25 protein-coding genes are annotated in these 26,411 nt (G+C 62.8%); 14 read left to right on the top strand and 11 right to left on the bottom strand.

All coding sequences use genetic code 11. The features are described 5' to 3' along the window. Positions 1–16 precede the first annotated feature (16 nt). Positions 17–1,117, top strand: coding sequence for a calcium/proton exchanger (gene cax / locus BC360_RS01560; RefSeq protein ID WP_065793998.1), 1,101 nt, complete (start codon positions 17–19; stop codon positions 1,115–1,117). Between the two features lie 63 nt (positions 1,118–1,180). Here the strand turns inward: cax and BC360_RS01555 are convergent, their stop codons facing one another. Together BC360_RS01555 and BC360_RS01550 are read right to left on the bottom strand one after the other, a co-directional pair. After that, on the bottom strand, positions 1,181–1,981 hold the full coding sequence (locus tag BC360_RS01555) for a hypothetical protein (protein WP_065793997.1): 801 nt from the start codon (positions 1,979–1,981) through the stop codon (positions 1,181–1,183). Between the two features lie 292 nt (positions 1,982–2,273). After that, positions 2,274–4,322 (bottom strand): ATP-binding protein, encoded by a 2,049-nt coding sequence (locus tag BC360_RS01550; RefSeq protein ID WP_065793996.1) that lies wholly within the window; start codon positions 4,320–4,322, stop codon positions 2,274–2,276. A gap of 411 nt (positions 4,323–4,733) precedes the next feature. On the opposite strand from BC360_RS01550, the gene BC360_RS01545 reads away from it, so the two are divergent. Beyond that, complete coding sequence (locus BC360_RS01545) at positions 4,734–5,267, top strand: SRPBCC family protein (protein ID WP_065793995.1); 534 nt, start codon at positions 4,734–4,736, stop codon at positions 5,265–5,267. A gap of 142 nt (positions 5,268–5,409) precedes the next feature. On the opposite strand, the gene BC360_RS01540 is transcribed toward BC360_RS01545, so the two are convergent. Continuing rightward, positions 5,410–6,609, bottom strand: a complete 1,200-nt coding sequence (locus BC360_RS01540) for an NAD-dependent formate dehydrogenase (RefSeq protein ID WP_065793994.1) — start codon at positions 6,607–6,609, stop codon at positions 5,410–5,412. 771 nt (positions 6,610–7,380) lie between these two features. Between BC360_RS01540 and BC360_RS01535 the strand changes: the two genes are divergently transcribed. Together BC360_RS01535 and ilvN are read left to right on the top strand one after the other, a co-directional pair. Further along, a complete protein-coding gene (locus BC360_RS01535; RefSeq protein ID WP_065786852.1) occupies positions 7,381–9,159 on the top strand; it encodes an acetolactate synthase 3 large subunit in 1,779 nt (592 codons plus the stop codon). 22 nt (positions 9,160–9,181) lie between these two features. Then, positions 9,182–9,754 (top strand): acetolactate synthase small subunit, encoded by a 573-nt coding sequence (gene ilvN / locus BC360_RS01530; protein WP_065786853.1) that lies wholly within the window; start codon positions 9,182–9,184, stop codon positions 9,752–9,754. A 215-nt stretch (positions 9,755–9,969) separates the two neighbouring features. Here the strand turns inward: ilvN and BC360_RS01525 are convergent, their stop codons facing one another. Beyond that, a complete protein-coding gene (locus BC360_RS01525; RefSeq protein WP_065793993.1) occupies positions 9,970–10,815 on the bottom strand; it encodes an aldo/keto reductase in 846 nt (281 codons plus the stop codon). Between the two features lie 288 nt (positions 10,816–11,103). On the opposite strand from BC360_RS01525, the gene BC360_RS01520 reads away from it, so the two are divergent. The 6 genes from BC360_RS01520 (at position 11,104) to BC360_RS01495 (ending at position 15,027) form a co-directional block, all read left to right on the top strand. Next, positions 11,104–11,334, top strand: coding sequence for a hypothetical protein (locus BC360_RS01520; RefSeq protein WP_065793992.1), 231 nt, complete (start codon positions 11,104–11,106; stop codon positions 11,332–11,334). Positions 11,335–11,495: 161 nt separating this feature from the next. Next, the gene (locus BC360_RS01515; RefSeq protein ID WP_065786856.1) at positions 11,496–12,089 is read left to right on the top strand and encodes a LysE family translocator; all 594 of its coding nucleotides are present in this window, start codon (positions 11,496–11,498) and stop codon (positions 12,087–12,089) included. 172 nt (positions 12,090–12,261) lie between these two features. After that, a complete protein-coding gene (gene nthA / locus BC360_RS01510; RefSeq protein WP_065793991.1) occupies positions 12,262–12,906 on the top strand; it encodes a nitrile hydratase subunit alpha in 645 nt (214 codons plus the stop codon). Beyond that, complete coding sequence (gene nthB / locus BC360_RS01505) at positions 12,903–13,562, top strand: nitrile hydratase subunit beta (protein WP_065786858.1); 660 nt, start codon at positions 12,903–12,905, stop codon at positions 13,560–13,562. Before nthA ends, nthB begins: the two co-directional genes overlap by 4 nt. Continuing rightward, on the top strand, positions 13,531–13,920 hold the full coding sequence (locus tag BC360_RS01500) for a nitrile hydratase accessory protein (protein ID WP_413813714.1): 390 nt from the start codon (positions 13,531–13,533) through the stop codon (positions 13,918–13,920). Before nthB ends, BC360_RS01500 begins: the two co-directional genes overlap by 32 nt. A 399-nt stretch (positions 13,921–14,319) precedes the next feature. Then, the gene (locus BC360_RS01495; RefSeq protein WP_244512650.1) at positions 14,320–15,027 is read left to right on the top strand and encodes a DUF2092 domain-containing protein; all 708 of its coding nucleotides are present in this window, start codon (positions 14,320–14,322) and stop codon (positions 15,025–15,027) included. Positions 15,028–15,393: 366 nt separating this feature from the next. Here BC360_RS01495 and BC360_RS01490 read toward each other — a convergent pair whose 3' ends face one another. The 4 genes from BC360_RS01490 to BC360_RS01475 form a co-directional block, all read right to left on the bottom strand. After that, positions 15,394–16,215, bottom strand: coding sequence for an anti-sigma factor family protein (locus BC360_RS01490; RefSeq protein ID WP_065793989.1), 822 nt, complete (start codon positions 16,213–16,215; stop codon positions 15,394–15,396). Further along, positions 16,212–16,766 carry an RNA polymerase sigma factor gene (locus tag BC360_RS01485; RefSeq protein ID WP_065786864.1) on the bottom strand — a complete coding sequence of 185 codons (555 nt, stop codon included), beginning with the start codon at positions 16,764–16,766 and terminating at the stop codon, positions 16,212–16,214. The genes BC360_RS01490 and BC360_RS01485 overlap by 4 nt, the downstream gene beginning before the upstream one ends. Further along, positions 16,750–17,121, bottom strand: coding sequence for a hypothetical protein (locus tag BC360_RS01480; protein WP_065786865.1), 372 nt, complete (start codon positions 17,119–17,121; stop codon positions 16,750–16,752). The genes BC360_RS01485 and BC360_RS01480 overlap by 17 nt, the downstream gene beginning before the upstream one ends. A 200-nt stretch (positions 17,122–17,321) precedes the next feature. Beyond that, complete coding sequence (locus BC360_RS01475; RefSeq protein WP_065793988.1) at positions 17,322–18,410, bottom strand: AbrB family transcriptional regulator; 1,089 nt, start codon at positions 18,408–18,410, stop codon at positions 17,322–17,324. Between the two features lie 396 nt (positions 18,411–18,806). Here BC360_RS01475 and BC360_RS01470 point away from each other — a divergent pair, with 396 nt between their 5' ends. Both BC360_RS01470 and BC360_RS01465 read left to right on the top strand, forming a co-directional pair. Further along, positions 18,807–19,934: an ATP-dependent DNA helicase gene (locus tag BC360_RS01470; RefSeq protein ID WP_065787029.1), complete on the top strand. Its 1,128-nt coding sequence runs from the start codon at positions 18,807–18,809 to the stop codon at positions 19,932–19,934. A 39-nt stretch (positions 19,935–19,973) separates the two neighbouring features. Continuing rightward, positions 19,974–20,333, top strand: a complete 360-nt coding sequence (locus tag BC360_RS01465; protein WP_065786867.1) for a VOC family protein — start codon at positions 19,974–19,976, stop codon at positions 20,331–20,333. Positions 20,334–20,388: 55 nt separating this feature from the next. Here the strand turns inward: BC360_RS01465 and BC360_RS01460 are convergent, their stop codons facing one another. The 3 genes from BC360_RS01460 to BC360_RS01450 all read right to left on the bottom strand — a co-directional run bounded on the left by BC360_RS01460 (position 20,389) and on the right by BC360_RS01450 (position 23,503). Further along, on the bottom strand, positions 20,389–21,063 hold the full coding sequence (locus tag BC360_RS01460) for an MnmC family methyltransferase (RefSeq protein WP_065793987.1): 675 nt from the start codon (positions 21,061–21,063) through the stop codon (positions 20,389–20,391). Between the two features lie 228 nt (positions 21,064–21,291). Then, positions 21,292–21,972, bottom strand: coding sequence for a MerR family transcriptional regulator (locus BC360_RS01455; protein ID WP_065793986.1), 681 nt, complete (start codon positions 21,970–21,972; stop codon positions 21,292–21,294). Positions 21,973–22,390: 418 nt separating this feature from the next. Then, positions 22,391–23,503 carry a hypothetical protein gene (locus BC360_RS01450; protein WP_065793985.1) on the bottom strand — a complete coding sequence of 371 codons (1,113 nt, stop codon included), beginning with the start codon at positions 23,501–23,503 and terminating at the stop codon, positions 22,391–22,393. A gap of 460 nt (positions 23,504–23,963) precedes the next feature. Here BC360_RS01450 and BC360_RS01445 point away from each other — a divergent pair, with 460 nt between their 5' ends. Both BC360_RS01445 and BC360_RS01440 read left to right on the top strand, forming a co-directional pair. Then, positions 23,964–24,716, top strand: a complete 753-nt coding sequence (locus BC360_RS01445; protein ID WP_065786871.1) for a pyridoxine 5'-phosphate synthase — start codon at positions 23,964–23,966, stop codon at positions 24,714–24,716. A 452-nt stretch (positions 24,717–25,168) separates the two neighbouring features. Beyond that, the gene (locus BC360_RS01440; RefSeq protein WP_065793984.1) at positions 25,169–26,383 is read left to right on the top strand and encodes a multidrug effflux MFS transporter; all 1,215 of its coding nucleotides are present in this window, start codon (positions 25,169–25,171) and stop codon (positions 26,381–26,383) included. Positions 26,384–26,411 lie beyond the last annotated feature (28 nt).

The raw sequence follows: 26,411 nt of genomic DNA, 5'->3' as shown, positions 1-26,411 counted from the left end.
ATGAGTTGGGGGTGTCATGAGTCAGCTTTGGAAAGAAATTCGGCACACTCCGGTTCTCTGGCTCCTGGTCCTGGCGCCGCTGGTGCTTGTGGCGCACAGCGCTGCACCCGATGCGCACACGCTGCTTTTTTTGCTTTCGGTCTTGGCGATCGTTCCATTGGCAACCTTGTTGAGCCATGCCACCGAAGCCGTCGCCGCCAGGACCGGCGACACGGTTGGCAGCCTTCTCAACGCGACGCTCGGCAATCTGACCGAGCTTATCATTGCGCTGGCCGCCTTGCGGCTTGGTCAATACACGCTGGTGAAGGCCTCATTGGCCGGCGCTATCGTTTGCAACACGCTTTTCATGCTCGGTGCTTCATTCCTGCTCGGCGGGCTGAAATATCACGTTCAGGACTACAATCACGTCAGCGCTCGGCTGCAAACGAACCTGCTCTTCCTGGCGACGATCGCACTGATCGTACCGTCGGCATTGGCGGGGGCCGACAGTGTCGCGGCAGCACCCGACTTCATGCAAGAACTTAGCTTCGGTCTGGCGATCCTTCTGATCATCGCCTATGGGCTGGGTCTGCTCTTCTCCCTGAAGAGCCATCGCGAATTCTTCGGTAGTGTAGACCACGCCGCTGCCTCGGATGAGGCTCCATGGCCGTTGAGTGTGGCCCTTGCAACGCTGGCCGCCGTGACGGTCATGGTCGCTCTGGTCAGCGAAGTGTTCGTGGAATCGGTGCAGCAGGCGGCAGAGACGTTCGGAATGACGCCCGCATTCGTGGGTTTTATCGTCGTGGCACTGGTGGGAGCGGCCGCGGAAATGGCTTCGGCATTTTCAGGTGCTCGCAAAAACCGGCTGGACTTGAGCGTGGGTATTGCGCTCGGCAGCGCGGCCCAGATCGCCCTTTTCGTTGCTCCCGTTCTCGTGCTGTTGAGTTACGTAATCGGCCCAACGCCGATGGACCTGCAGTTTTGGCCGGGCGCGGTGATCATGGTGCTCATCGCCACGATGACGGCCATCATCGTCACGATCAGCGGCCGTGCCGCCTGGTTTGTGGGCGTGCTGATGCTGATGGTCTATCTCATCTTCGCCATGACGCTCTACCTGCTGCCGCCCAAGCTTTTGTGAGCTCGCGCATAGGCACGCATGCCCGCGACAGACGCGGCGTTGCAGCGCGCCCGTTCTCTGGCGTCATTTCGGAAACAGGAAGGTCAGCGTCAACCGGACGCCCAGGCCTTCGGGGCCGTTGTCGGGCGCTGCTGCCCAATAGCGCACGCCGGCACCAAGGCTGATCGGCTGTTTGTCGATGGTGAACAGCTTGGAGACGTTGACGTTGATCGGGACGGTCCACTCGTCCGCCTTCCAGTCATAGGTGGATTCGGTGTTGAGCGAGAAAGTCCAGGCATCCTTCGTGGTGTAGGACAGGAACGGCTGCAGGAAGGTGGAGCTGATGTCGTTGCGCTCGTCGCTGCCGGCAAACGACCAGATGTGATTGGCGAGCGCGCCGTAGGTCCATTCGCCCTCCTGTTTGAGCACGACGACGGTCGGGCCGATGCCCCATTTTTCGCTGCCGAGCAGATCGTCGGTCGCCGTCGGGATCAGGAAGGCCGGGCCGACACCCCAGATGATACCGCTTTCCGTCGGCTTGGCCGGCGAGACGAAGAAGCTCTGCGTCGTGTCGCCGAGGCCGAACTGCGAGCCGCTCGCTCCCTCGATGTCGTTCTGCGAGGTCACCGGCAGAATGGTTCGCGAAATCACGGTCCAGTCGGCGTTCACCGACAAGGGAATGACCGGCTGGATATTGAGCGTCGATTTGCTGCCGTCGTTCGGTCCATAGCCGCGGTCATAATTGAACTGGAAGGGAACGCTGATCATCGCGGCGACGGGATTCGATAGCTTTTTGGCCAGTTCCTGGTTCGAATCCTGCGCCTGCGCCGTCGTGGCGAAGATGGCGGACAAGGCTACAGCGCATTTCAACCCGGCGTGTCGCATGTTTGATCCCCTCAGTCGGCTTTCATGCACCGACTCCGTGCACCCCGGCCGTGATTCTATGCCATCAGTTTGGGCGCGTAGCGGCAATTTAGCAACGCCAAGAAACCGGGGGTTAAACCGGAGGTAGAAGGATGGCGCGGTCCGCCTGTCTGCTCAGGCGGATTGATTTGCAAGAGATGCCAAAGCGATACTTGACCCGGGTGAAGCGTCCCTATCGCCGGTTATCCGACCGGCAAAGTTCGGAGCCGCCTTCAAGATGCTGCCGAGCCGGCGCCCAAGGCGCAGGCGCGCCTCAGGGCTTGCGAATGATGCTGCCGAGCGGCCGCTTGAACAGGCTGTCACGCAGGGAACCCTCGCGTCGCGGTTCGGCAGCGGGGCGGGCAGGATAGGGATCGGCCGGTGGCTGTGGGCGATGACCGGCCGTCGGCTCCGGTGTTTCGGTCAGAAGCTGCTGGCGGATCTGGTTGAAGCGCTCGAGCTGCGGATTGCTGGGCTCGGGTGCGCGCGGCAGCATATCGAGGCGGTAGGGCTCGATCTCGGCTGTGGCTTCGTCGAACCTGGCATCCTCGGGCTCGTCGCGCGCCTCGGGGCCGAGTTCGGTGGCCCAGAGCCGCTCTTCCTGTTCGCCGGCGCTGGTTGCCGCCAGATAGCTCTGTTGAAAATTCGAGATGTTCGGGCCGGCGATTGCCCGCATGCGGTTGACGATCGAGCGGATGTCGACGGTCGGCGGCGCGTCCTCGTCGATCCGGTCGGTGATGCCGTGGGCGCGGGGCAGCCGCTCCTCGTTGACGCGGGCAAAGCGCATGCGCATCGGCACGGCGACTGCCTCGCCGAAGGCAATGGCTTCGCCGTTGCCGATCGACGAGATGAAGCTGGTGGTCGAGGTCGACGAATTGGGGATCGCCGAGCGGATGATGTCCTGGTCGCGGTCATTGGCCAGCCGCATGGCAAAGACCGTCGAGCACTGCGACAGGATCGTCGGATCGAGTTCGCCCGGACGCTGGGTGATGATGCCGAGCGAGACCCCGTATTTGCGGCCTTCCTTGGCAATGCGGGCAATCGCCTGGCGCGTCGGCAGGAAGCCGAGCGAGGGATCGGCGGGCACATAGCGGTGGGCCTCTTCGCAGACGACCAGCATATGGATGCCGCCATTGCTCCAAAGGCCGATTTCGAATGCCATGCGGCAGAGAACCGAGGCGACGGAGTTGACGACTTCCGAAGGGATGCCGGCAAGCTGGAACGTGGCGATCGGCCGGCCTTCGCCGGGGATGCGGAAGACCTTGGCGATCGTGTCCTGGATCGTGTCGGAGATCGTGTTCGACGAGAACATGAAATGGTAACGCGGATCGTTGATCGCCGAGACGATCCTGACCTTGAGCGAGCGCAGGTGCGGCTTGTCGTTTCGCCCTTCGAGCCGGCCGATGCGCTCGTCGATCAGCGCCAAAAGGTCGGCGATGCGATAGGGCACCGGCGTATCGGCGGTAATCGAGCTTTTTTCCGTCTGGCGGCGCACGAGGCCGGATTCGGCGCTGCCCTTGAACGCTTTCTTTGCGTCGGGAATGACGTCGCGCAGGATATCGAGCTCTTCGGGGATCGCGGGCCGGCCGCGGAAGATCACCTCGGCGAACTCTTCCAGGCGGAAGAACCAGAAGGGCAGGTCGAGCGTATCGGGGTCGATGACGACTGAGAGTTCCGGGAAGGCGGCGGCGAATTCGTTGTGCGGATCGAGGATCAGCACGCGCAGTTTCGGATCGGCGGCAATCGCCTTGTTCAGCAGCAGCGTCACGGCGGTCGATTTGCCGACGCCTGTTGTGCCGACGATGGCAAAATGCTTGGCCAGCATCGACGGCACGTGGATCGTCGCATCGAGGCTCTCGTCCTGGGTCAGCTTGCCGATGATGCAGCAATCATCCTGGCCGGAATCGTAGATGCGGGCGAGATCGGCGGCACGAATGCGGTGGGCGACGGCGCCGAGATAGGGGTATTGGCTGATGCCGGCGGAAAACTCCTCGCGGCCGCCGGGGCCGACATGGACTTCGCCCATCAGCTCGACCTCGATGCGGAAGGTGTTGTTGGTCTCTTCGCCCCATTCGCTGCTGGCCGTCTGCATGGAATAGACCAGCGCGACGACGCGGTTCTTTCCAACCGTGATCGAGATCAGCCGGCCGACCGACCAGAGTTCCGTCAGCGAGGTCTCGCCGTTTTCGGCGACGGCGGCGATGGTTGCGCGCGAGCCGCTGCAGGCGACGACGCGCCCGAGAAAGCGGTTGCCTCGCTTCAAGCCGTCACGGCGATCCTGCTCTCCGGCACGGATCGAGGAATGAAGATCATTGTTCAGCAACGCAAAACCCCGGCACAACGGTTCTCCATGTTAGCGCCGGGGATTTAACAAGTGGTTTCGTGCATTTGCGCGCCGGTGGAGAGGGGGACGATCAATCATTCAACCAAACGGTTGACTATCTGGTTGCGCGAGCGTACATTCAACCAACTGGTTGAATTATAGGTGCCTGAGATGATGTTCGTCTTTCACCCCGATCACCTGCCGAATGCCCACGAACGCTTCTGGACCAGCCGTCTCGACCGTCTCGAAAGGGTGTTGCGCCAGCATGTGCATCCATCCGCTGAAAGCCATGGCCCGATCGGCCGCGGACAGACCGGCTCACGTCCAATCGAAACTCAGCCGGCCGAGCCCGGCCCGCTGAACCCAAGCCCGACAAACCCAAGCCCCGCAAACCCAAAAAGGAGACGACCGATGAACGATCTCGCGAGCCTCGACGCCTATGGCGTGCTGAGCGAACCCGACACCTTGAAGCTGACGCGGCTCTTGCCGGGCCCGATCGAGCGGGTCTGGGCCTATCTGACCGAAAGCGACCTGCGCAAGCAGTGGCTGGCGTCCGGGCAGATGCAGATGCAGGTTGGCGCGCCGGTGGAGCTCGTGTGGCGGAACGACGAGCTCAGCAACCCGCCCGGCGAGCGCCCGGCCGGCTTCCCGGAAGAGCACCGGATGGCAAGCCAAATCACCGAACTCGACCCGCCGCGAAAACTCTCCATAAGCTGGGCCGGCAGCGGCGACGTTTCCTTCGAGCTCGCGCCGGTGGGCAACAAAGTGCTCTTGACCGTGACCCATCGCAGCATTGCCGATCGCGCCACCATGCTGATGTTCGGTGCCGGCTGGCACATGCATCTCGACGTTCTGGCTGCTCGTGCCAACGGCGAGGAACCGCAACCTTTCTGGGACGGCTGGAGCCGGCTGATGAAGGACTACGAGGAGCGCCTTCCGGCCTGAGGAGGGGCGCCCGGTCACAACAGGCGTGTGGCACCGGCGTCTCCGGCGCCATGACCATCGGCTTTGTTTCCATGGCGGTGGCAAGCATGGCCTGGTGCCGCCTGTCGGCCCGGCTGGGAGCGCCCAAGACAACCGGCCGCTCTCAGCCCTTGAAGCGCTCCGCCTCTTCAGACCCTCGCGTCGCATCGCCCGCGCTATAGGAGTGCGCGCCGGTGCCGGCGAGCTTGCCGCCGGCGACGATCAGATAGTCCTCGCGGATCGGCCTGCCTTCGAACCAGCATTCCAGGATCTCCCGCGTGCCGGCGGCGTAGCGCGCCTGGGCGGATAGCGACGATCCCGAAATATGGGGCGTCATGCCGTGGTGCGGCATCGACCGCCAGGCATGGTCCTTCGGCGGTGGCTGCGGGAACCACACGTCACCGGCATAGCCGGCAAGTTGGCCGGTCTCGAGTGCCCGCGCGACGGCGTCGCGATTGCAGATCTTGCCGCGAGCCGTGTTCACCAGATAGGCACCGCGCTTCATCCTGGCGATCATCGCTTCGTCGAAGAGGTCTTCCGTCTCCGGGTGGAGCGGCGCGTTGATGGTGACGACATCGCAGACGGGCACCATGTCGGCCGCCGTCTTGTGGAAGACAACGCCGAGTTCCTTCTCGACCGTGTCGGGGAGGCGGTGGCGGTCGGTATAATGCAGCTTGACGTCGAACGGTTTCAGCCGGCGAAGCACGGCGCTGCCGATCCGCCCGGCACCGACCGTGCCGATCTCCATGCCCTCGATGTCGTAGGAGCGCGCGACGCAATCGGCGATGTTCCAGCCGCCTTTGACGACCCATTGGTAGGAGGGGATATAGTTGCGCGCCAGGCTGAGGATCATCATGACCACGTGTTCGGACACGCTGATCGAGTTGCAGTAGGTCACTTCCGCGACGGTGATGCCGCGGTCGATCGCGGCCTGGAGATCGACGTGATCCGAGCCGATGCCGGCGGTGATCGCGAGTTTCAGCTTGCTCGCCTTGGCGATCCTTTCGGCGGTCAGGTAGGCCGGCCAGAAGGGTTGCGAGATCACGATCTCGGCGTCGACGAGCTCGCGTTCGAAGACGCTGTCGGGACCGTCCTTGTCGGCGGTGACGACCAGGCTGTGTCCCAGGCTTTCGAGAAACGGCCTCAGGCCCAGTTCACCGGAGACGCTGCCCAGCAGCATTCCCGGCTGAAAATCGATGGCCTTGGGCGCGGGAAGCGCCTGGCCGCCGGGGTAGCGCTCGAGTTTCGGCAGCCCATCCCGCGCGTAACTTGTGGGATATCCCTCGACCGGATCGTCGTAGAGGACGCAAACGACCTTTGCCATTTCCATCTCCCTTCATCGAGAAAACGAAGAGGGAGGCCCTCGACACTCTCAACGCTGCCGGTCAACGCGGACGAACAGCAGGGCGATGTGCTCTGTTGAAGTATCTGTGGCCGGCAGGTCGCTGTAACGCTTGGCTTTCTGCATGTCCTTCGATCGATGCCAATTTCGGGATGATGCAGCAGGGCTCCCATGTTCGTAGCGTTGGCAACATTCTTAGATCACGATCATCTTGGGTCGGATCGACCCAAGATCATAAACGTGATCGCTTCTCATAAGTTCGAGCGGGATGCGGGCGGAAAACCGCATACACTTTTCCTCATCCCGCTCTACAGCGCCGCGCGTCTTATCAGACACGTAAAGGTCGCTGTAGCACTTTGAAGTACTGCATGTTTCCTTAAATCCGGTACGATTTAAGGAAACATGCAGTAAGGAAAGTGGAGGAGCCGCGCAAGGTTTCAAGTGGCGCGGCCCGACGCTGCGTGCGAACAGACGTCGCAGGCGCGCATCCCGACGATGCACGCTCGCTTCGGCGCCGGGCGCCGTCATGCGCGGCGGTTCCGAAAAAGCGTTGACGCTTTAGCTCTTTGTGTTTATCAAATCGTCCCATGATAAATTTTGCGGTTATTCTTGTGGTGGGACGGCGCATGGGCAGGATGGTGTAACCATCCGGCGGTAGCCACCCATGCGCTAAACGAGGCTCCTGACGGGGCCTTTTTTTATGCCTTCAAACAAGCTAAGCACCCAACTGGGAAAAGGGACGGAAGCAAGTCAATGAGCGGTACAGAGAACCAGATGACAGGCGCGGAGATCGTTCTCCAGGCACTGAGGGACAACGGCGTCGAGCATATCTTCGGCTATCCCGGTGGCGCCGTGCTTCCGATCTACGACGAAATCCACCAGCAGGAGGATATCCAGCACATCCTCGTTCGCCACGAGCAGGGCGCCGGCCACATGGCCGAAGGTTATGCCCGCTCCACCGGCAAGGTCGGCGTCATGCTGGTCACCTCCGGTCCCGGAGCGACCAACGCCGTCACGCCGCTGCAGGACGCGCTGATGGATTCCATCCCGCTCGTCTGCATCTCCGGCCAGGTTCCGACCTCGCTGATCGGTTCGGACGCTTTCCAGGAATGCGACACGATCGGCATCACCCGGCCATGCACCAAGCACAACTGGCTGGTTCGCGACGTCAACGATCTCGCCCGCATCATCCATGAGGCGTTCCGCATCGCCCAGTCCGGCCGTCCGGGCCCGGTCGTTGTCGACATCCCGAAGGACGTGCAGTTTGCGACCGGCACCTACACGCCGCCGTCCGCCGTTCCGGCCCAGACGAGCTACCAGCCGAAGACGCAGGGCGACCTGAAGAAGATCGAGGAAGCCGTCGAGCTGATGAAGACGGCCCGCCGTCCGATCATCTATTCCGGCGGCGGCGTCGTCAATTCCGGCCCGCAGGCCTCGCACCTGCTGCGCGAACTGGTCGAGCTCACCGATTTCCCGATCACCTCGACGCTGATGGGTCTGGGCGCCTATCCGGCCTCCGGCAAGAACTGGCTCGGCATGCTGGGCATGCACGGCACCTACGAAGCCAATATGGCGATGCATGACTGCGACGTCATGGTCTGCATCGGCGCGCGCTTCGACGACCGCATCACCGGCCGCCTCAACGCCTTTTCGCCCAACTCCAAGAAGATCCACATCGACATCGATCCGTCATCGATCAACAAGAACGTTCGCGTCGACGTGCCGATCCTCGGCGATGTCGGCTCGGTTCTGGAAGACATGGTTCGGCTGTGGCGCGCGGCCAAGAAGGCCGACGACAAGACGCGGCTGGCCGACTGGTGGGAAGGCATCGTCAAGTGGCGGGCGCGCAACTCGCTGGCCTATGCGGCCAACGACGACGTCATCATGCCGCAATACGCGATCCAGCGGCTCTATGAGCTGAGCAAGGGCCGCGACACCTACATCACCACCGAGGTCGGCCAGCACCAGATGTGGGCCGCCCAGTTCTTCGGCTTCGAGCAGCCGAACCGCTGGATGACCTCGGGTGGTCTCGGCACCATGGGTTACGGTTTCCCGGCCGCCATCGGCGTCCAGGTCGCCCATCCCGACGCCCTCGTCGTCGACATCGCCGGCGACGCCTCGATCCAGATGTGCATCCAGGAAATGTCCTGCGCGGTTCAGTACGGCCTGCCGGTCAAGATCTTCATCCTCAACAATCAGTACATGGGCATGGTGCGCCAGTGGCAGCAGCTGCTGCACGGCAACCGCCTGTCGCACTCCTACACCGAGGCGATGCCTGATTTCGTCAAGCTGGCCGAAGCCTATGGCGGCGTCGGCATCCGCTGCGACAAGCCGGGCGAACTCGACGCTGCGATCCGCCAGATGATCGACACGCCGGCACCCGTCATCTTCGATTGCCGCGTTGCCAACCTCGCCAACTGCTTCCCGATGATCCCATCGGGCAAGGCCCACAACGAGATGCTGTTGCCGGACGAAGCCACCGACGAAGCGGTCGCCAACGCGATCGACGCCAAGGGCCGCCAGCTGGTTTGAGATAGGGACAGGAAACAAGACAATGAGCGCACACCTTCAACCGACCGGTTCCGCCTATTTCATCGCCAAGGAAACCGAGGTCGCCGAAACGCATACGCTTTCGGTTCTCGTCGACAACGAACCGGGCGTTCTCGCCCGGGTTATCGGCCTGTTTTCCGGCCGCGGCTACAACATCGAGAGCCTGACCGTTTCGGAAACGGAACATGAGGCGCATCTGTCGCGCATCACCATCGTCACCCGCGGCACGCCGCACGTGCTCGACCAGATCAAGAACCAGCTCGAGCGGCTGGTTCCGGTGCACCGCGTCGTCGATCTGACCGTGCGTGCGGGCACGCTCGGCCATGACCGCCCGGTCGAGCGCGAACTGGCGCTCGTCAAAGTGCATGGCTCGGGCGACCATCGCGTCGAGGCCCTGCGGCTGGCGGACGCCTTCCGCGCCTCGGTCATCGACGCCAACATCGATCACTTCGTCTTCGAAATCACCGGCAAGCCCTCGAAGATCGAGCAGTTCATCGCCATCATGAAGCCGCTCGGCCTCATCGAAGTCTGCCGCACCGGCATCGCCGCGATGAACCGCGGCCCGCAGGGCATGTGATTTTCGGTCAGCGGGTAGGGGGTGACCTTTATCTGAGCCAGGCAGGTGGGGGTGCGCCTCCCCCCAGCCTCTCCCCGCAAGCGGGGAGAGGGGGTAGCGACCTCGAGTTTGCCGCGTCTATCCTTCTCCCCGCAGGCGGGGAGAAGGTGGCCGGCAGGCCCGATGAGGGGCGGGCGGAGCCCTGACTGCAGCCGTCGATTTTTCTGCTTTTCTCCTCAAATCATCTCCAACGACCGCTTGCGCTTCGGCGGCGGGAAGGCGTTGTCGAGGGCGGTGAGGTTTTCAGGCGTCAGGTGGATGTCCATCGCGTCGCGGTTTTCGCGGGCGCGTGTCGCCGATCCGGTCTTGGGGATCGAGATCACCCCGGGGCGGGTTTTGAGGAAGGCGAGCGCGATCTGCGCCGGGGTTGCCTGATGCGCCTTGGCGATGTGGACTAGGTCGGGATTGCGCAGCAATCGACCCTCGTCGAGCGGCGAGTAGGCCATGATCGCGACGCCGCGCTCTTGGCACCAGCGCAGGAGGTCGTATTCGATGCCGCGCCGCGACAGATTGTAGAGCACCTGGTTGGCGGCGACGTGTCTGCCGCCGGGAACCGCCAGCAACTCCTCCATGTCGTCGACATCGAAGTTGGAAACGCCCCAGGCGCCGATCTTGCCGGCCTTCTTCAACGCTTCGAAGGCGGCCACCGTTTCGGCGAGCGGATAGCCGCCGCGCCAGTGCAGCAGATAGAGATCGATATGGTCCATGCCGAGATGTTTCAGGCTGCGCTCGCAGGCGGCCTCGGTGCCGATCCGGCTGGCGTTGGACGGCAGCACCTTGCTGACGATGAAGGCGTCGTCGCGCCGGCCGCGCACGGCTTCGCCGACGATGCGCTCCGAGGCGCCGTTGCCGTACATTTCGGCGGTGTCGATCAGCGTCATGCCGAGGTCGAGCCCGGCCTGCAGGCTCTTTACCTCGTCTGCAGCGCGCGAGCGTTCGTCGCCCATGCGCCAGGTGCCCTGGCCGAGAACCGGGACGGAGCGTCCGTCGGGCAGGGTGGTCGTCGGTATCGGATCATGCATCGCGGACTTCCTCGTAAACGACCGATCGAGAAGGCTCGAACCGGAATCGGCCGGGCCTCCTGCAATTTAGACCGCTCGCTGGATTTGGCCAGTTTGTTGCGATCGTCCGCCATGATGCGGCGTCAACAAATTCCTAACCATGGCCGGCTTCTCCACCGACACCGGCGCCGAAATACGGCAGATGCCGTATGTCACGTCCCCCCCTCGGAGCGTACACCGCGACGTGGTGTCTACAACCGTGGCACGCTGCTCGCGAGCGAGCATTCTCGATGAACCGAGGAGATGGAAATGAACAAGGTGATCATAGCAGCGTTGACGTCGATCGCACTGGCGGGATCGGCGCTGGCCGCAACGTCCCCGTCCGTGTCGTTCAACGACACGGACGTTGTCGTAAATCAGGGCAAGTCACAAGCGGTCGAAGTCGCCGACGGAAACAGGAAGCCGGGGGGAAACTTCTACACGCGTGAGCGGCAGGACAAGAGCCCGAATAGGCAACCGGCTGGTAAGAAGCCGCTTTGATGGCGCTGCCCCTCGCGACCTGCTTGCCAAGGTGCGGGGGGTATTCGCTCCTGTTTAACTCTATCGGGCTCGTGGTTGCCTGATGTTGTCACCGTGACAATTCCGGGCTGGTTGCGGGAATTAGGTCAGCTATGTTGACCTAATGCAATCGGAGGAAGACCATGCAAGCCGACACACTCCTGGCGCTGTTTCTGTTCGCGTTTACGACGTCGATCACACCGGGACCGAACAATATGATGCTCTTTGCCTCGGGCGTGAATTTCGGCTTTACGCGGACCATCCCGCATATGCTCGGCATCGGTGCCGGCTTCTTCGTGCTGCTGATCGCCGTCGGCTTCGGCCTCGGGGCGCTCTTGCATTCCGTTCCGCTTCTCTACACCGCGCTGAAGTTTGCCGGCGGCGCCTATCTCGTCTGGATCGCCTGGAAGATCGGCACCTCGCGCTCGCTTGGCGAAGGCACGGCCGGTGCGAGCCCGATGACCTTCCTGCAGGCGGCCGCCTTCCAATGGGTCAACCCGAAGGCCTGGGTCATGGCCGTCTCGGCGATGGCGACCTATACCGATAGCGCAAGCTATCTCTTCAGCGTTCTCGTCGTCGGACTCGTCTTCGCGCTCGTCAACTTCCCGAGCGTTTCGACCTGGGCCGGCTTCGGCTCGGTCCTGCGCCAATGGCTGTCGGAGCCGGCACGGCTCAAATGGTTCAATATCACCATGGCGGTGCTGCTCGTCGTCAGCCTCTGGCCGATGCTAAAATAGCGAAAACGATTCCGGTTTTTCGGTTTATGCGGTAGGACTAGTGCCCAGTTCTTCAAGTCGGCGTCGAATGACGGATAGAATTATACAGCAAGTTTAATGTGTTACGGCGTCCTTGATGCGCAATGTTAGACGCGCGGCGCTGTAACGGCGTTGCCGGCAGAGGAGCCACGGAATGTCTGCGCATGACCACGGGCATGACCACGATCACGGCGATCATCATCACGACAACCATTTTACCGACATGGAAGCGCGGGTGAAGGCGCTGGAGACCGTGTTGACGGAAAAGGGGTTGATCGATCTCGCGGCGATCGATGCCATCGTCGAGACTTACGAGACGAAGATCGGCCCGCGCAACGGCGCCCGGGTGGTGGCGAAGGCCTGGGTGGATCCCGATTTCGCCGAGTGGCTGAAGCGCGATGCGACGGCGGCGATCGCCAGCCTTGGCTATACCGGCCGGCAGGGCGAGCACATGCGCGCCGTCTTCAATACGGCAGACACGCACAATCTCGTCGTCTGCACCCTCTGCTCCTGTTATCCTTGGTCGGTGCTCGGCCTGCCGCCGGTCTGGTACAAGGCGCCGCCCTATCGTTCGCGCGCGGTCATCGACCCGCGCGGCGTGCTTGCGGAATTCGGGCTGACGCTCTCCGAGGACAGGCGCATCCGCGTGTGGGATTCGACGGCGGAGCTGCGCTATCTCGTGGTGCCCGAGCGGCCAGCGGGGACCGATGGTCTCAGCGAGGAAGAGCTTGCCGACCTCGTGACCCGCGACTCGATGATCGGCACCGGGCTTGCGCTTTCTCCGGAGACGCAGCGATGAACGGCCCGCACGATCTCGGCGGGCAGCATGGGCTGGGTCCGGTAGCGCCCGAGACGAACGAGCCCTATTTTCACGCCGAATGGGAAAAGCGGGCGCTCGGCGTGACGCTCTCCTGCGGCGCTTTCGGTGCCTGGACGATCGACGAGAGCCGGCACGCGCGCGAATGCCTGCCGCCGGCGACCTACCTTTCGGCGAGCTATTACGAGATCTGGACGCGGGCGCTGGAAGCGCTGTTGAAACGGCACGGCTTCGTCACCCAGGCCGAGCTCGACGGCGGCCACATGCTCGAAAAAGGCGCCGAGCCCAAGCGCGTGCTGAAGGCCGATATGGTGCCGGCGGCCCTTGCCAAGGGCGGCCCTTGCGACCGGCCGGTCGATGCGCGCCCGCGCTTTGTCGTCGGTGAGCGGGTGCGGACGAAGAATTTCAATCCGACGACCCATACGCGGCTGCCACGTTACGCGCGCGCCAAGGTCGGCACGATCGAGGCGGTGCAGGGCTCCTTCGTCTTTCCCGATGACAACGCCCATGGCCGGGGTGAGAATGCGCAGTGGCTCTATACCGTGGTGTTCGACGGCGACGAGATCTGGGGCGAGGGCGCCGATCCGACGCTGATCGTCTCGATCGATGCCTGGGAGAGTTATCTTGAGCACCTGTAAGACGACATCGCCGCTTGCCGCTTCCGCCGAGCTGCCGAAATCGCCCGAGGGCGATCCGGTCTTTGCCGAGCCGTGGCAGGCTTCCGCCTTCGCCATGACCGTGCGGCTGCACGAAAAGGGCGTCTTTTCCTGGAACGAATGGGCAGAGGCGCTTTCGGCCGAACTCTACAAGCCCGGCCGCAAGGCCGATGCCAGCGATTATTTCGATTGCTGGGTGGCGGCGCTGTCGCGGCTCGTCACCGAGCTTTCGATCACCTCCAACGGTCAGCTGGACACCCTGACGAAGAGCTGGCAGCGCGCGGCCGAAGCGACCCCGCACGGAAAGCCGATCCTCATTGAGAACGATCCGCTGCGGTGATTGTGCCGGGCAGTTGTTGGCTCGACGCCAAGACGGGACGAGCAGCGCAGTCATCGATGACTGCAACGTCAAGGGCGCTACGCGGCCCAGGGCATGCCTCCGATAGCCTCTGCTAGGGAAGAAAGAAGCCAATGCAATCCGGCGCTTGAGCCATGGCAAGGAAAAGATGTTGGCGAACGCGGCTTTGTCAACGATGATCAAATGCGAGGATGAGGTCGCCGGCTGATCACATCCAAAAGAATTGCGCGATGCGGCGCCGGCCGTCCCAACATCCCTCCTGACCAGCAAGTTGTTCAAGACCATCCGTGCAAAGTCCCAGCGATTGAGTCCATTCAGGTCGTATCAATAGCGGAGGAAGACATGAGATCCGAAAGTCGACTAGCCACAGGAATACTCGCCTTGGCACTGTTCGTGCCTGCTGCGCATGCGGAGGATGATGCCCGCGCCATTCTTAAATCCATGTCGGATTACCTGGCGAAGCAGCAGGCCTTCACTGCAACCTTCAACTCCGACATTGAGGTTGTGACGCCCGAAATGCAGAAGGTTCAGTTCGCGAGTTCGGGTCAGGTTTCCGTCAGCCGCCCGGACAAGGTGCATGCCGCCCGCACAGGCGGTTTCGCCGATATCGAGATGTTTTTCGACGGCAAGCAGATGACTATTCACGCGAAGGACGCCAAAGTCTTTATGCAGACCGATGTGCCGGGGACGATCGACGATCTGGTTTCGAAGCTTGAAGCAGACGGCCATGCGTTGCCCGGAGCCGACCTGATTCTGTCGAACGTCTACGATGCGCTCAATGCCGGCGTCATCGATGCCAAGCATATAGGCACCGGCGTGGTTGGCGGAGTGGAATGCGAGCACCTCGCCTTCCGCAACGCGGATACGGACTGGCAGTTGTGGGTGCGCACCGGGCCAGAACCAATTCCCTGCAAGTATGTCATCACCTCCAAGGCCGTGGGGGCTGCGCCGCAGTATACGCTCGTCATCAATTCCTGGAGTGGAGGGGCGAAGGATGATTTCTCGTTCGCACCGCCGGCCGACAGCAAGCAGGTGGATGCGAAGGCGATGCCCCATATCGACGAAGTTCCAGAAGGAGCGAACCAATGACCCGCCGCACAAGACTCGCCGCCCTGACAGGCGGTATTGCCATGATGCTCTTGGGCGATCTTCCGACAAATGGGACCGGTTCTTTCATCTCCGAAGCCCAGGCCCGTGTCGGACGCCCGCTGACGCCCGTAAGCTACGCCGGAGTGGCGCGCCGGACGACGCGCCGGACCGTTGCCGCGGGAACTGCGGTCGGCGCAGCAGTCTACGCCCCCGGCTGCGTGCAGGCTGTCGATGCATACGGGCGGATTTATTACAGGTGTCCCTGAAGGCTCACGCCGTTGACCGAACACGACGCGCGCCGAAGGTAGGTCCTGGACGCCGCAGCCGAATATCCGATCTTGAGAGACGCCGGCGCAGGAACGGCGTTCAAGACGCCACAGTCTTCTCGAACTGGCGGTAGCATTCGTCGGCGACCTTCTGCAAAAGCGCGCGCGGCACTTCGCCGGTGACGGCGTAGCCGATCGGACCGTCGATCCAGTAGAAGGTTTCGACGCCGCCGCTGCTGTCGATGCGGAAGCTCGTTTCGCGGTTGTCGGGGTTGCGGCCGAGAAGCACCGTCAGCCGCTGGCCGCTCGCGTCCTCATACATGAACAGCGCGCCCGCCTTGCCGTTGACCGGCAGAAGCCGGCCGCCGACGAGCGAAAAACCGAGCTTCGACAGGTCGGGGATGTTGAGCGGATGATCGAGCCGCTTGCCGAGCCAGGTGGCAAGGTGGGTCTGCTGGTCCGGCCCGACCTCGACGGCGTGGCGCACCTCGCTTGCATAAATCAGGAAGGCCGATTGCGCCTGCCGCGGCAGGCTTTCACCCACCTGGGCCACCTGTTCAGGGCGTCCGGGGGCGAGGATATGCGGGGCATAAAGCCCGGTGAGGGCGCCGGCGGCAAAGAGCAGCAGACCGGCGGCAATACGGCCACCAAGGCTCGCATTCCATCGATTGCCCGAAGGAAGGGCAGCCTGCCTGCCGCTCGCGCCTGAAAGCAGCGTCCGGTCGCGCTCGTCGCTGCGGGCATAGGTGGAGAACATGGCACGAAGCTCGGTTGCCTGGCCCTGCCATTGACGGACTTCCTCGGCGCGCGCGGGGTTGCGCCCAAGCCATAACTCGACCCGCGCCCGGTCCGCCTCGCTCAGGAAGCCATCGACATAGGCGTGGAGGTCGTCGTCGGAGACGGTGTTCAATTCGTCCGTCATTTCGGTCTCCGCATGCTGATCACGTTGTCGTCCTTCATCGCTTCGGCAAGCTGGTGGCGCGCTCGCGACAGGCGCGACATCACCGTGCCGATCGGAATGGCCAGCATGTCGGCCACATCCTGGTATCGGTATCCCTCGATCACCACGAGCATCAGCACCGAGCGGTTTTCCGTCGAAAGGCCGTTCAGCGCCCGTTCCAGCCGCGAGCGTTCGAGCGGATCGCTCTCATGGGTTTCCGCCTGCAGGCCGAGATCGTCGTCGAGCTCGACCTGCGGGTGCAGCGCCGTGTGCCGGTGCCGGTTGCGGCTGAGATTGGTCATGATGGTGAAGGCCCAGGCGCGCAGGTTGACGCCACGCCACTGGGCGCGGCGCGCCAGAACCTTCTCGACACAATCCTGCAGCAGGTCTTCACCGTCCGGATCCGAGCGCACGAGGCTGCGCGAATAGCGCCGGAGCGCCGGCATCAGCGCCAGCACGTCCTCCTCGAACCGGTCGGATGCGGGGTCATGCTCCCCCGCATCCGCATTTGCGCCGTCACGGCTTGACGACATCCCATTCGCCCTTCAAGCCGTCTCCGGTAATGTCACCCATCTTCGCGTCCTTGATAAAGAAGTAGAGCGGCATGCCGTCCTTTGCCCACTGCTTGGCTCCATCCTTGCGCTCGACGATCGTAAAGGCGCCTTCGGCCGCCGCATCGCCTTCGACCATGAACGGCGGCCAGTTCTTCGCGCATTCGTCATAGCAACTGGAAACGCCGCCCTTGTCGTCCTTGTAGGTGTAAAGCGTCATGCCGTTTGCTGCGGCCAGCACATTGCCCTTTGCCGTTTCCACCGTCTTGACCGGAGGTGCCGCAAAGGCGGCGCCGGCGACAAGGGAAATGGCAATCGCTAGGGGTAACGTTCTCATGGGAGCTTTCCTTCCTCAAGTTGTTTCTACTGCATCATTCTTCAGCGTCCTTTGCGCGTCATCTTTGACCCGCGGCGCTGCAGCGGAGCGCGCAGGCGCGCGGATCCTGACATGAGACACGGGGAGGGCGGGGATTATTCCCGGATGTGTTGCATCGTCACAAATTTCTCGAGCGCCGACGCAGACGAGCTGTACCGCGTTCAGGCGCGATCGGCGACGAAGCGGGCGAGCGCCGGGCCGATCATGGTGATGATCATCAGGCGGGCGCTCTGGAGCGCCATGACGAAGGAGAGGTCGACATTGCTGGAGGCGGCGATCACCGCGATCGAATCGAGCCCGCCAGGGCTGGTGGCGAGATAGGCGGTCAGCGGGTCGATGTCGGCGACCTTGATCAGGAGCAGGGCAAGCAGGCCGGAAAACGAGATCAGCACGACGATCGAGATCACCGTCGGCACCAGCGCGCGGCGCGCATGGGCAAGGATGGAGCGGGTGAAGCCGAGGCCGATGTTCCAGCCGAGCAGCGCGTAACAGAGCGCCAGCAGCCATTGCGGCAGCTCGGTGGTCATGACGCCGCTGACATTGAGGGCGGCGCCGACGAGGAACGGCGGCAGGAAGGCGCCGGCCGGCACACGCAGCATCCGGCCGGCAAAGGCCGCACCGAGCCCGACGGCAAGCGTTGCCAGGAACGGCAATGCGGAGACCGGCTCGAACCAGACGATCGCGGTTTCCGCCGCCGCGCCGGTCACCCAGAGATGGGCGACCATCGTTGCGGTGCTGGCAACGAAGATGACGCGCAGATACTGCATGAAGGCGACCAGGCGCGCATCGGCGCCATAGGCATCCGCCATCAGCAGCATGGTGGAGGCGGCACCTGCCGACGAGCCCCAGATCGCCGTCGTGCCCGGCAGAATGCGCATGCGGGTGATCACCCAGCCGCACAGCGTGCTGACGGCGATGACGGAGAGGATGACGCCGAGGAACAGCGGCCAATTGCCGGAAAAGGTGCCGAGCATACCGGGTGTCATCGCGCCGGCGATCATCATTGCAAGAATGAACTGCACGCAGAAGAACATCTGCTTGGGCAGGCGGATGGTGCAGCCGTTCATGCCGAAGAGCACGGCCGCCAGCATCGGCCCCATCAGCAATCCGGCGGGGATGCCGATCAGCTCGAGGACCACCGTAAAGACCACGGAAACCAGCGTGAGCAGCAGCCATTGCAGCGCCGGTGCAAGGCGGCCGATGCCGACGGCTTCAGAAGACGAGGGCGTGGCGGGCTGGTCGGGCTTCAAGGGCATTCTCCGGCATTGCCTCAGTCGGCTGGCGCGTTCGTGCCTGCCTGATCAGGATGGCGCGGACCGTCTCGGGATCGAGACGCCTGCAACCGCTCGTTAGCAGCATTGCGCGCGGGCATTCAAGCGGCAGGCAGGCCACAGGGCAAGAAAGTGCCACAGCGGATTTGGCGGGAGGCCGAGCGACTGGCTGGGAGACGCAATACCGTGACATGGCGTGCGCCATTGTGCAGCCGCGCTGTGCATCCTCGCGCCGATAGATCGGCGATATCGCCTTGATCTGGTGAGGATTTCACAATGGAGGGCGCCAAGTCGGCCGGCGCCGGGCGGTCGTTGCGGTTTGACGGTCCAAAATCCGGGCTTGCTTGTGCGCCCCGAATCCTGACACTTCGCGTCATGCAATTTGCACCGCAACAGGACGAGGCCCTCAAGGCCGTTTCGCAATGGCTGAAAGAGGGCCGCTCGCAGCTCTTCCGGCTGTTCGGTTATGCCGGCACGGGCAAGACGACGCTTGCGCGCCATTTCGCCGAGCATGTGGATGGCGACGTGCTGTTTGCCGCCTTTACCGGCAAGGCCGCCCAGGTTCTGCGCTCCAAGGGGGCCAGCAACGCCAAGACCATCCATTCGCTGATCTACCGGCCGCGCGGCGAGGAGGAGGTTTCCGACGAGGAGACTGGCAAGACCTCGATCGCGCCGATGTTTTCCATCAACCGCCAAAGCCCGGTCGCCAAGGCGGCACTGATCATCGTCGACGAATGCTCGATGGTCGACGAAGCGCTCGGCAAGGACCTGATGAGCTTCGGCACGCCGATCCTGGTTCTGGGCGATCCCGGCCAGTTGCCGCCGGTTACCGGCGGCGGCTATTTCACCAACCAGGAACCGGACTACCTGCTGACCGACATCCATCGCCAGGCGCGCGACAACCCGATCATCCGGCTGGCGATGCAGGTGCGCGAGGGCAACGAGATCATGCATGGCGACTACGGCACCACGCATGTGATCGGCCGTGGGCAGGTCAACCAGGAGTTGGTGCTGGAGGCCGACCAGGTGCTGGTCGGCACCAACAAGACCCGGCGGCGCTACAACCAGCGGCTTCGCGAACTCAAGGGCTTTACCAGCGAATATCCGCAATCCGGCGACAAGCTGGTCTGCCTGCGCAACGACCCGGCCAAGGGGCTGCTCAACGGCTCGCTCTGGCAGGTCATGAGCTCGTCGAAGGAAACGGTGAAGCCGGGCATCAACCTGATGATCCGCCCGGAAGACGACGACATGGATCGCGGTGCGGCCAAGATCAAGCTGTTGAAGGCGGCCTTCGAAGAGGTCGAGGGCGAAATCCCCTGGTCGACGCGCAAGCGCTACGACGAGTTCGACTTCGGCTATGCGCTGACGGTGCACAAGGCCCAGGGCTCGCAGTGGAACAACGTCGTGCTGTTCGACGAAAGCTGGGCCTTCCGCGATACCCGTGAACGCTGGCTTTATACCGCGATCACCCGTGCCGCCGAACGCCTGACGATCGTTCGCTGACGGCCGGCGGGTGCCGAGCCTTCCAGCAAGGAGCCCTCCGTGCCGATCAACAGGATCATCCTTTACGCGCACGACGTTGAGGCAACCGTTCGCTTTTACGAGAAGCACTTCGGCTTTCGGGCATCCCGTGAGGCGGGCGACCGGATCATCGAGCTGATCTCAGGGGAGGGCGGCGCCAGCCTGATGATCCACCCGGCGGCCAAGGGACAGCGACGCGGCCAGTCGCTGGTCAAGCTGGTATTCGATGTCAGGGATGTCGGGGCCTTCTGCGAGCGTAGCGCTGCCGAAGGGCTGGTGTTCGGAGCGATCCACCAGGCAGACGGCTATCAGTTCGCCAACGCGAAGGACCCAAACGACAACCCGATCTCGGTCTCAAGCCGCGCGTTCCGCAAAATGTAGCAGTCGACCGCAATGGCGTCTTGGCAAACCAAAAGCTGGTCGCTGAACAGGTTTTCTACCGTTTGGTCGCCATCCACAGGACATGGCGGGCGCCACCGCGTTTGCCGTTGGCACGCACATTCACCTCGTCGGTGGCAAAGCCGACCTCGCGCAATCGGCGTGTAAAGGCGCTATCCGGCGCGGATGACCAGACGGCAAGCACGCCGTTCGCGCGCAGGGCAGCTTTGGCGGCGCGAAGACCTGTATGGTTGTAAAGGCTGTCGTTGGAGGCGCGTGTCAGCCCGTCGGGGCCATTGTCGACATCCAGCAGGATGGCATCATAAGCGGCCGTCTTCGAGCGGATCAGCGCGCCGACATCACCGATATGGATATCGACCCGTGGATCCTCGAGCGTGCCCTTGTGGAGATCCACCATGGGACCACGCGCCCACTCGACGACGGCGGGCACGAGTTCTGCGACCACGACCCGGGCATCGTCCGGCAGCGCGCCGAGTGCGGCGCGCAACGTAAACCCCATGCCGAGGCCGCCGATCAGCATGCTGGCGTTTTTCCGGCCTGCGATCCGCTCGCAGCTCAGTGTCGCCAGTGCCTCTTCCGAGCCGCTCAGCCGGCTGTTCATCAATTCCGTCGAGCCAAGCATGATGGAAAATTCGCTGCCGCGCTGCTTCAAGCGCAATTCGTCGCCGTCACCGGGAATGGTTGCGCGGTCTAGCTGGATCCAGGGAAGCATCGGGGTATCTCATTTACGTTGTTTGAGCGCCTCGTAACATGAGCGTGGTGCTGAGAACATCACATTGTTGATGAACCAGGGGGAATTGCGCCCGAATTGACCCCGCCACCGATGGCCGGAGATTTTTTGACCTTGGTCGCACCGCAGACGCGGCACTGCTTCATCCCTGCGGCGAGCACAGGGATGAAGGCGAGAAAACCGCGCCGGCGCGAAGAAAGATGCCTGCGGTTACTCCGCGGCGATCATGCCGGATAGCACCGCCTTGGCGATGGCCTGGAAGCGGTTGTGGGCGCTGAACTTGCGGATGATTCCTGCCTCGAGCGTGAGGGCGGCCGCCAGGTCCATCTCCATCAGCCGGGCGATGCGCGAGGCGGGATAGCCTTCGGCCATGAAGGTGAGGCATTCGCTTTCGAGAGGCGAGAGATGCACGTGTTCGCCGTCGTTGGGCGAGGCCTCGCCATATCCGGCCTCGCTTTCCAGCAGTTCGGCGATGCGTTGCATCTGGCGGCGCAGGTTGGATTGCTGGGCGGCCAGTTCGCGGCGTCGCGACAGCAACGCTTCCTTGAACAGCCGCTCGGCCTCAGTCTGGTCGTCTGCACCGGCGAGACTTGAGAGCAACTCCTGGATGGCCGCGATCGGCATGTCGATTTCGCGGCAGGCGTTGATGACGGCCATGCGCCGGATATGGTCCGGACCATAGACCCGCATCGGCCCCATGCGGGCGGCGATCAGCAGGCCCTTCTCCTCATAGAAATGCAGGGCCCGATGGGTGACGCCGAAAGCATCGGCCATATCGGCGATTGCAAGCGGACTGGAGGGATCGTGGTGAGGAAGCGGCAGTTTGGGCAGGTAGCCGACACGCTCGGGCGCCGCCAGCACGCCCTCGTATTTCCAGTAGTCTCGCGGCATATCGATTGTCCCCGGTTGACGGTGCCTTGGCGCTCCTTCAGGGCGCGAAGGCGGCCGTCACGCTTCGATTTGCTGCATAATTGATCCCGATATCGCTGCCGATTTACGGGATTATGCCGCAGGCATCCGGAACCTGCCGCGACCGTGCGGTGCAACCGGAGCGGAACCGATCCACGCTCCGAGGCCACCGCCGTTCGTCGACGATAGCGCCTGCTGCTCGGCTGGGGCACACCGCGCGAAGGGCGCGGTTACTGCTGACAATTGTGCTTGCCTGACGAGCAACCAGGCACCAATTCCCAACGCATGACTACACCGTATACGCGAATCGCATATATGAATAGTCCTTAATATTGCAGGGGGAACTCTGGTCTGAGCCGTGGCGGCTGGGCCTCTTCGGCCGAGAGAACCGTGGCTTGCGTCAGTGGCCGATGACCCGGAGCGGGCTGTTTGCGCTGAGGATGAACAGAGGCTCATCGCCGCGCAGCGGTGCCAGGCTTTGCTGGCAGGACCAGGCCCGCTCGAAGCTGTCGCGCGTCAAAAGCTTGCGATACTGAGCGGTCGCCGTCATGCAATCCATCAGCGGGCTCTGGATCTGTTCCTCGCTCGCATGGGTGTAGATATCGCCATCGAGAGAGAACAGTTCGGATGCCAGCGACATGCTTTCAAACAGCAGGTCCGGTTCGCTCTTCAGCCGTTCGAGGGTGATGAAATCCTGCCGCAGCGGCACGCCTTCGCCGTCATGCTTGAGGGTCACGCGCACACCGGCTGCGGGCACATCGTACCAAGTCAGATCCAGCGAAAACGACAGCGCCGCATTGCGCGATTCCGGTCGCCCGGTGTCGCCGTCGGTCGCGCGCGCCAGCGTCTTGTGGCGCTGGGCGGCGGTGCGAAGGGCGGTGGCGAAGGCTTTGACATCGCTGTTCTGGTCGCCGGATATGGTGACGTTGACGGAGGGCAGGACGCGCTCGGTCGAATGGCGGCCGTTGAAGAGCTTCGCCTGTGCATCGATGTCCAGCGTCATCTCCGGCGAGGGCAGGGGCGCAAACAAGAGCAGCGGCAGCACCGATAGGACGGCGAGCGGCGATGACAACGGTGCCGGCGGCCAGGCCGATTTCTGGCCGGGAAGGCGCTTCCTCGTCAGCTTCGGCTGGCGGGCCCGCGGTTGGGCGGGGCTGGCCGCGTCGATCGGCTGACGGCTGTATTCCGGGACATAGGTGCCTTTCGGAATGATCAGGTGCCATTCGTCTTCGGCGCCGTCGGTCTCGTAATAGGCCTTGAGCAATTTGCGCAGCTTGCCCGCATGCACCCGCACCAGCGGGTCGCTGTCGGCATTGAACGCCTGAGGGCGATCGAAGACGTCGATGGCGATCGAATAGCCCTTCAACTGGGGGCCTTCGCCGATCATCTCTTTTTCGACGACATAGGCGAGAAAGGCGCGCAGGCGTTCGGAACGCGCGAAAGCCTTGCTCTCGAGGATGCGGCGAAGGTTCCGCCGTATCGTCTCGTCGCAGGGTCTTTCGACCGTCGTCATCGGTTGTTGCTCCAGGTTCATTCGCCGCGAAACTTTATCAATGTGATCGAAGGGCAGACTGCCGCACTTCGATATGATTCGGAAATTTAGGCCCAAAAAAAGGTGTTGTCAGGAGTGCTCGTCTCTAAACTTGAGTTTTATCTGAAATAAACGCAGGAATTGCGTCCTTCCCCTGTGGCAGAACGTAGCGGCGCGACATTTTCGGCCCGGAACGGGCAGCATCCGCGCTGGTTGCTGCCTTGATCCACAGGGCCGGATGGGACGCCTTGCATGTCAGACCTCACCAATGTCAAGGTTTCGTCAAGACACGGCTGACAAACGAGCGGTGTCGGGAGCCGACTTTTGTCGGCGGACGTACTCTTTGGAATTGCTGCATAATCCTGCCTCAAACCGTTTTCGGTTTTTGCAATTATGCAGTAGAAGATTGCATTGACATTGCCCGCCTTTGGAAAGTTCCGACATGCCCGCAAAACTGTCCGTGAATCTGAATGCCGTTGCCATGCTGCGCAACCGGCGCGATCTCCCCTGGCCGTCCGTCACCGCGCTCGGCCGCATCGCTCTCGAAGCCGGCGCAAGCGGGCTGACGGTGCATCCGCGCCCCGATCAGCGCCATGTGCGCTTTTCCGATCTGCAGCCGATCCGTGATCTCATCGACGACGAATTCGCTTCGACCGAATTCAACATGGAGGGCTACCCGAACGAGGAATTTCTGCGCCTCGTCGAAAGCCATGAGCCGGAGCAGGTGACGCTGGTGCCTGATGATCCGGCGCAGGCGACCTCGGACCACGGCTGGGACTTTCGTAAGAACCACAATCTTCTGGGCAATGTCGTCGGCCGGCTGAAGAAGAAGGGCTTTCGCGTTTCGCTGTTTGCCGACGGCGACGAGGACGCGGAGGCGCTGCGCATCGCCAAGGAAACCGGCGCCGACCGCATCGAGCTTTATACCGGCCCCTATGGCGGCTGCTATGACGACCCGGAGAAGGCGGAAAAGATCGCCGCCGAACTCGGCCGCACGGCGGAAATCGCCGCCAGCCTCGGGCTCGAGGTCAATGCCGGGCACGACCTGACGGTCGCCAACCTGCCGCTGCTTGCCAAGCACATCCCGAACCTGGCCGAAGTGTCGATCGGCCACGGCTTGACGGCGGATGCGCTGGAATACGGCATGGCCGAAACCGTGCGCCGCTTCCGCCGCGCCTGCGGCCAGACGGTTTGACCTGACCGGTTGCCCGCGACGCCCGACGCCGCTGCAGACCGGGCTGCCGGATGAGGCGGCTGGCGGGCACAGAGCCTGCCTGCGGCGGAATGCTCATTCCGGCAGCGCCGCTCGGCGCTGTAACATTTTAAAATTGCTGGATAATTTTCTCCATAAATCGATTTCGATTTACGGAGGCATGCAGTCGCTGCGCCCTGAAAACCGGTCGGTGAAGCTTTCGCTTACAGCGTCCTTGCGACAAAATCGGGCGGTTGTCAGCCTGGTGGATGTTTCACACCTCAATTTCTAAGCGCGGCAGAAATCCCGCAGGCGGTGCTGAATTTTCGGGACCATGTCTGTCGCAAATATCAGCGGCAAAAAACAAAGTTTTGTGGACGGTCTTGCGACTGGCGCGCGCATTTTGCGGCAGGACTGCTATAGGTCGAGCCTATCTTTTCCCTTGTGTGCGGCCAATGACATTTCCCACCAGTTTCCGCGAGCGCATCGCTCTCTATGCCCTTCTGACCTCGCTGACCTCCATCAGCATCGATGCGCTGTTGCCGGGGTTGCGTCAGATCGGGGCTGATGTCGGCGTTGCGCCGCCACTCTCCACCCAGCACATCATTTCCCTTTTCATCCTTGGCATGGCGTTCGGAGAGTTGCTGCTGGGGCCGCTCTCCGACGCGATGGGACGAAAGAAGGCGCTGGTTCTCGGCCTTGGCGTCTATGCGCTCGGAACGGTCGTCGCCATGGCGGCTGGATCACTCGAAATGGTGATCTTCGGCCGGTTTCTTCAGGGGATCGGGGTTTCAGGGCCGAAGATCGCCACACGGGCGATGATCCGCGACCAGTTCGAGGGCGATGCGATGGCCCGCGTCATGTCGTTCATGTTCACGCTCTTCATTCTCGTGCCGATGCTGGCTCCTGCCTTGGCGCAGGGCATCATTGCCATCGGAGGCTGGCGCAGCGTCTTCGCGGTCTATCTCGGGGTGGCGGGCCTTCTCGGGCTATGGCTGGTCATGCGGCAACCGGAAACATTGCCCCCCGCCAAGCGCATTCCCTTTCGCCCGAGATTTCTCCTGCTGAACGGGCGGCGTATCCTGTCAAATCGGCGCGTGACGCTGCTGATCGTGGCGACCGGGCTCGTCTTCGGTGCGCAGCTCCTCTATCTCAGCACGGCGGCCGATCTCTTCTTTGATGCCTATGGGATCGGACAAACCTTCCCGTTGTATTTTGCGATGCTGGCCGCAGGCATCGGACTTGCCTCGTTCCTCAATGCGAAGCTCGTGCAACGCTTTGGCGCGGAGACCATGGCGCGCTCCGGCTTTGTTGGCCTGGCGGCGGCGGGACTGGTGATGCTGGCAGCGTCAACCTTCTGGGGCGGGCGGCCGCCACTGACCGTGCTGATGGTGCTCGGCTTTGCGGCGTTCTTTGCGATCGGGGTGCTGTTTGGCAACCTGAATGCCATGGCGATGCGCTCGCTTGGACAGGTTGCGGGGCTGGGGGCGTCGCTGATCGCCTCCGGATCGAGCCTTGTCGCCACCCTGTTCGCGATCGCGATGGGCGCCTTTTACGATGGTTCGACGCTTAACCTGTCGGCGGGGTTCTTTATCGCGGGTGTCAGCGCGCTCGCTCTGGCCGAAATAGCGGTGCGGGCAGATGCCTCACCGGTGGAAGCCATACGATAGACGGGGCGAAGCTCGACAGACCCTGCGA

The organism is Ensifer sp. LC163, assembly GCF_001695855.1.
GTDB lineage: Bacteria > Pseudomonadota > Alphaproteobacteria > Rhizobiales > Rhizobiaceae > Ensifer.
Note: the sequence above shows the minus strand (reverse complement) of the source record. Positions and strands in the feature narration are given on the sequence as shown.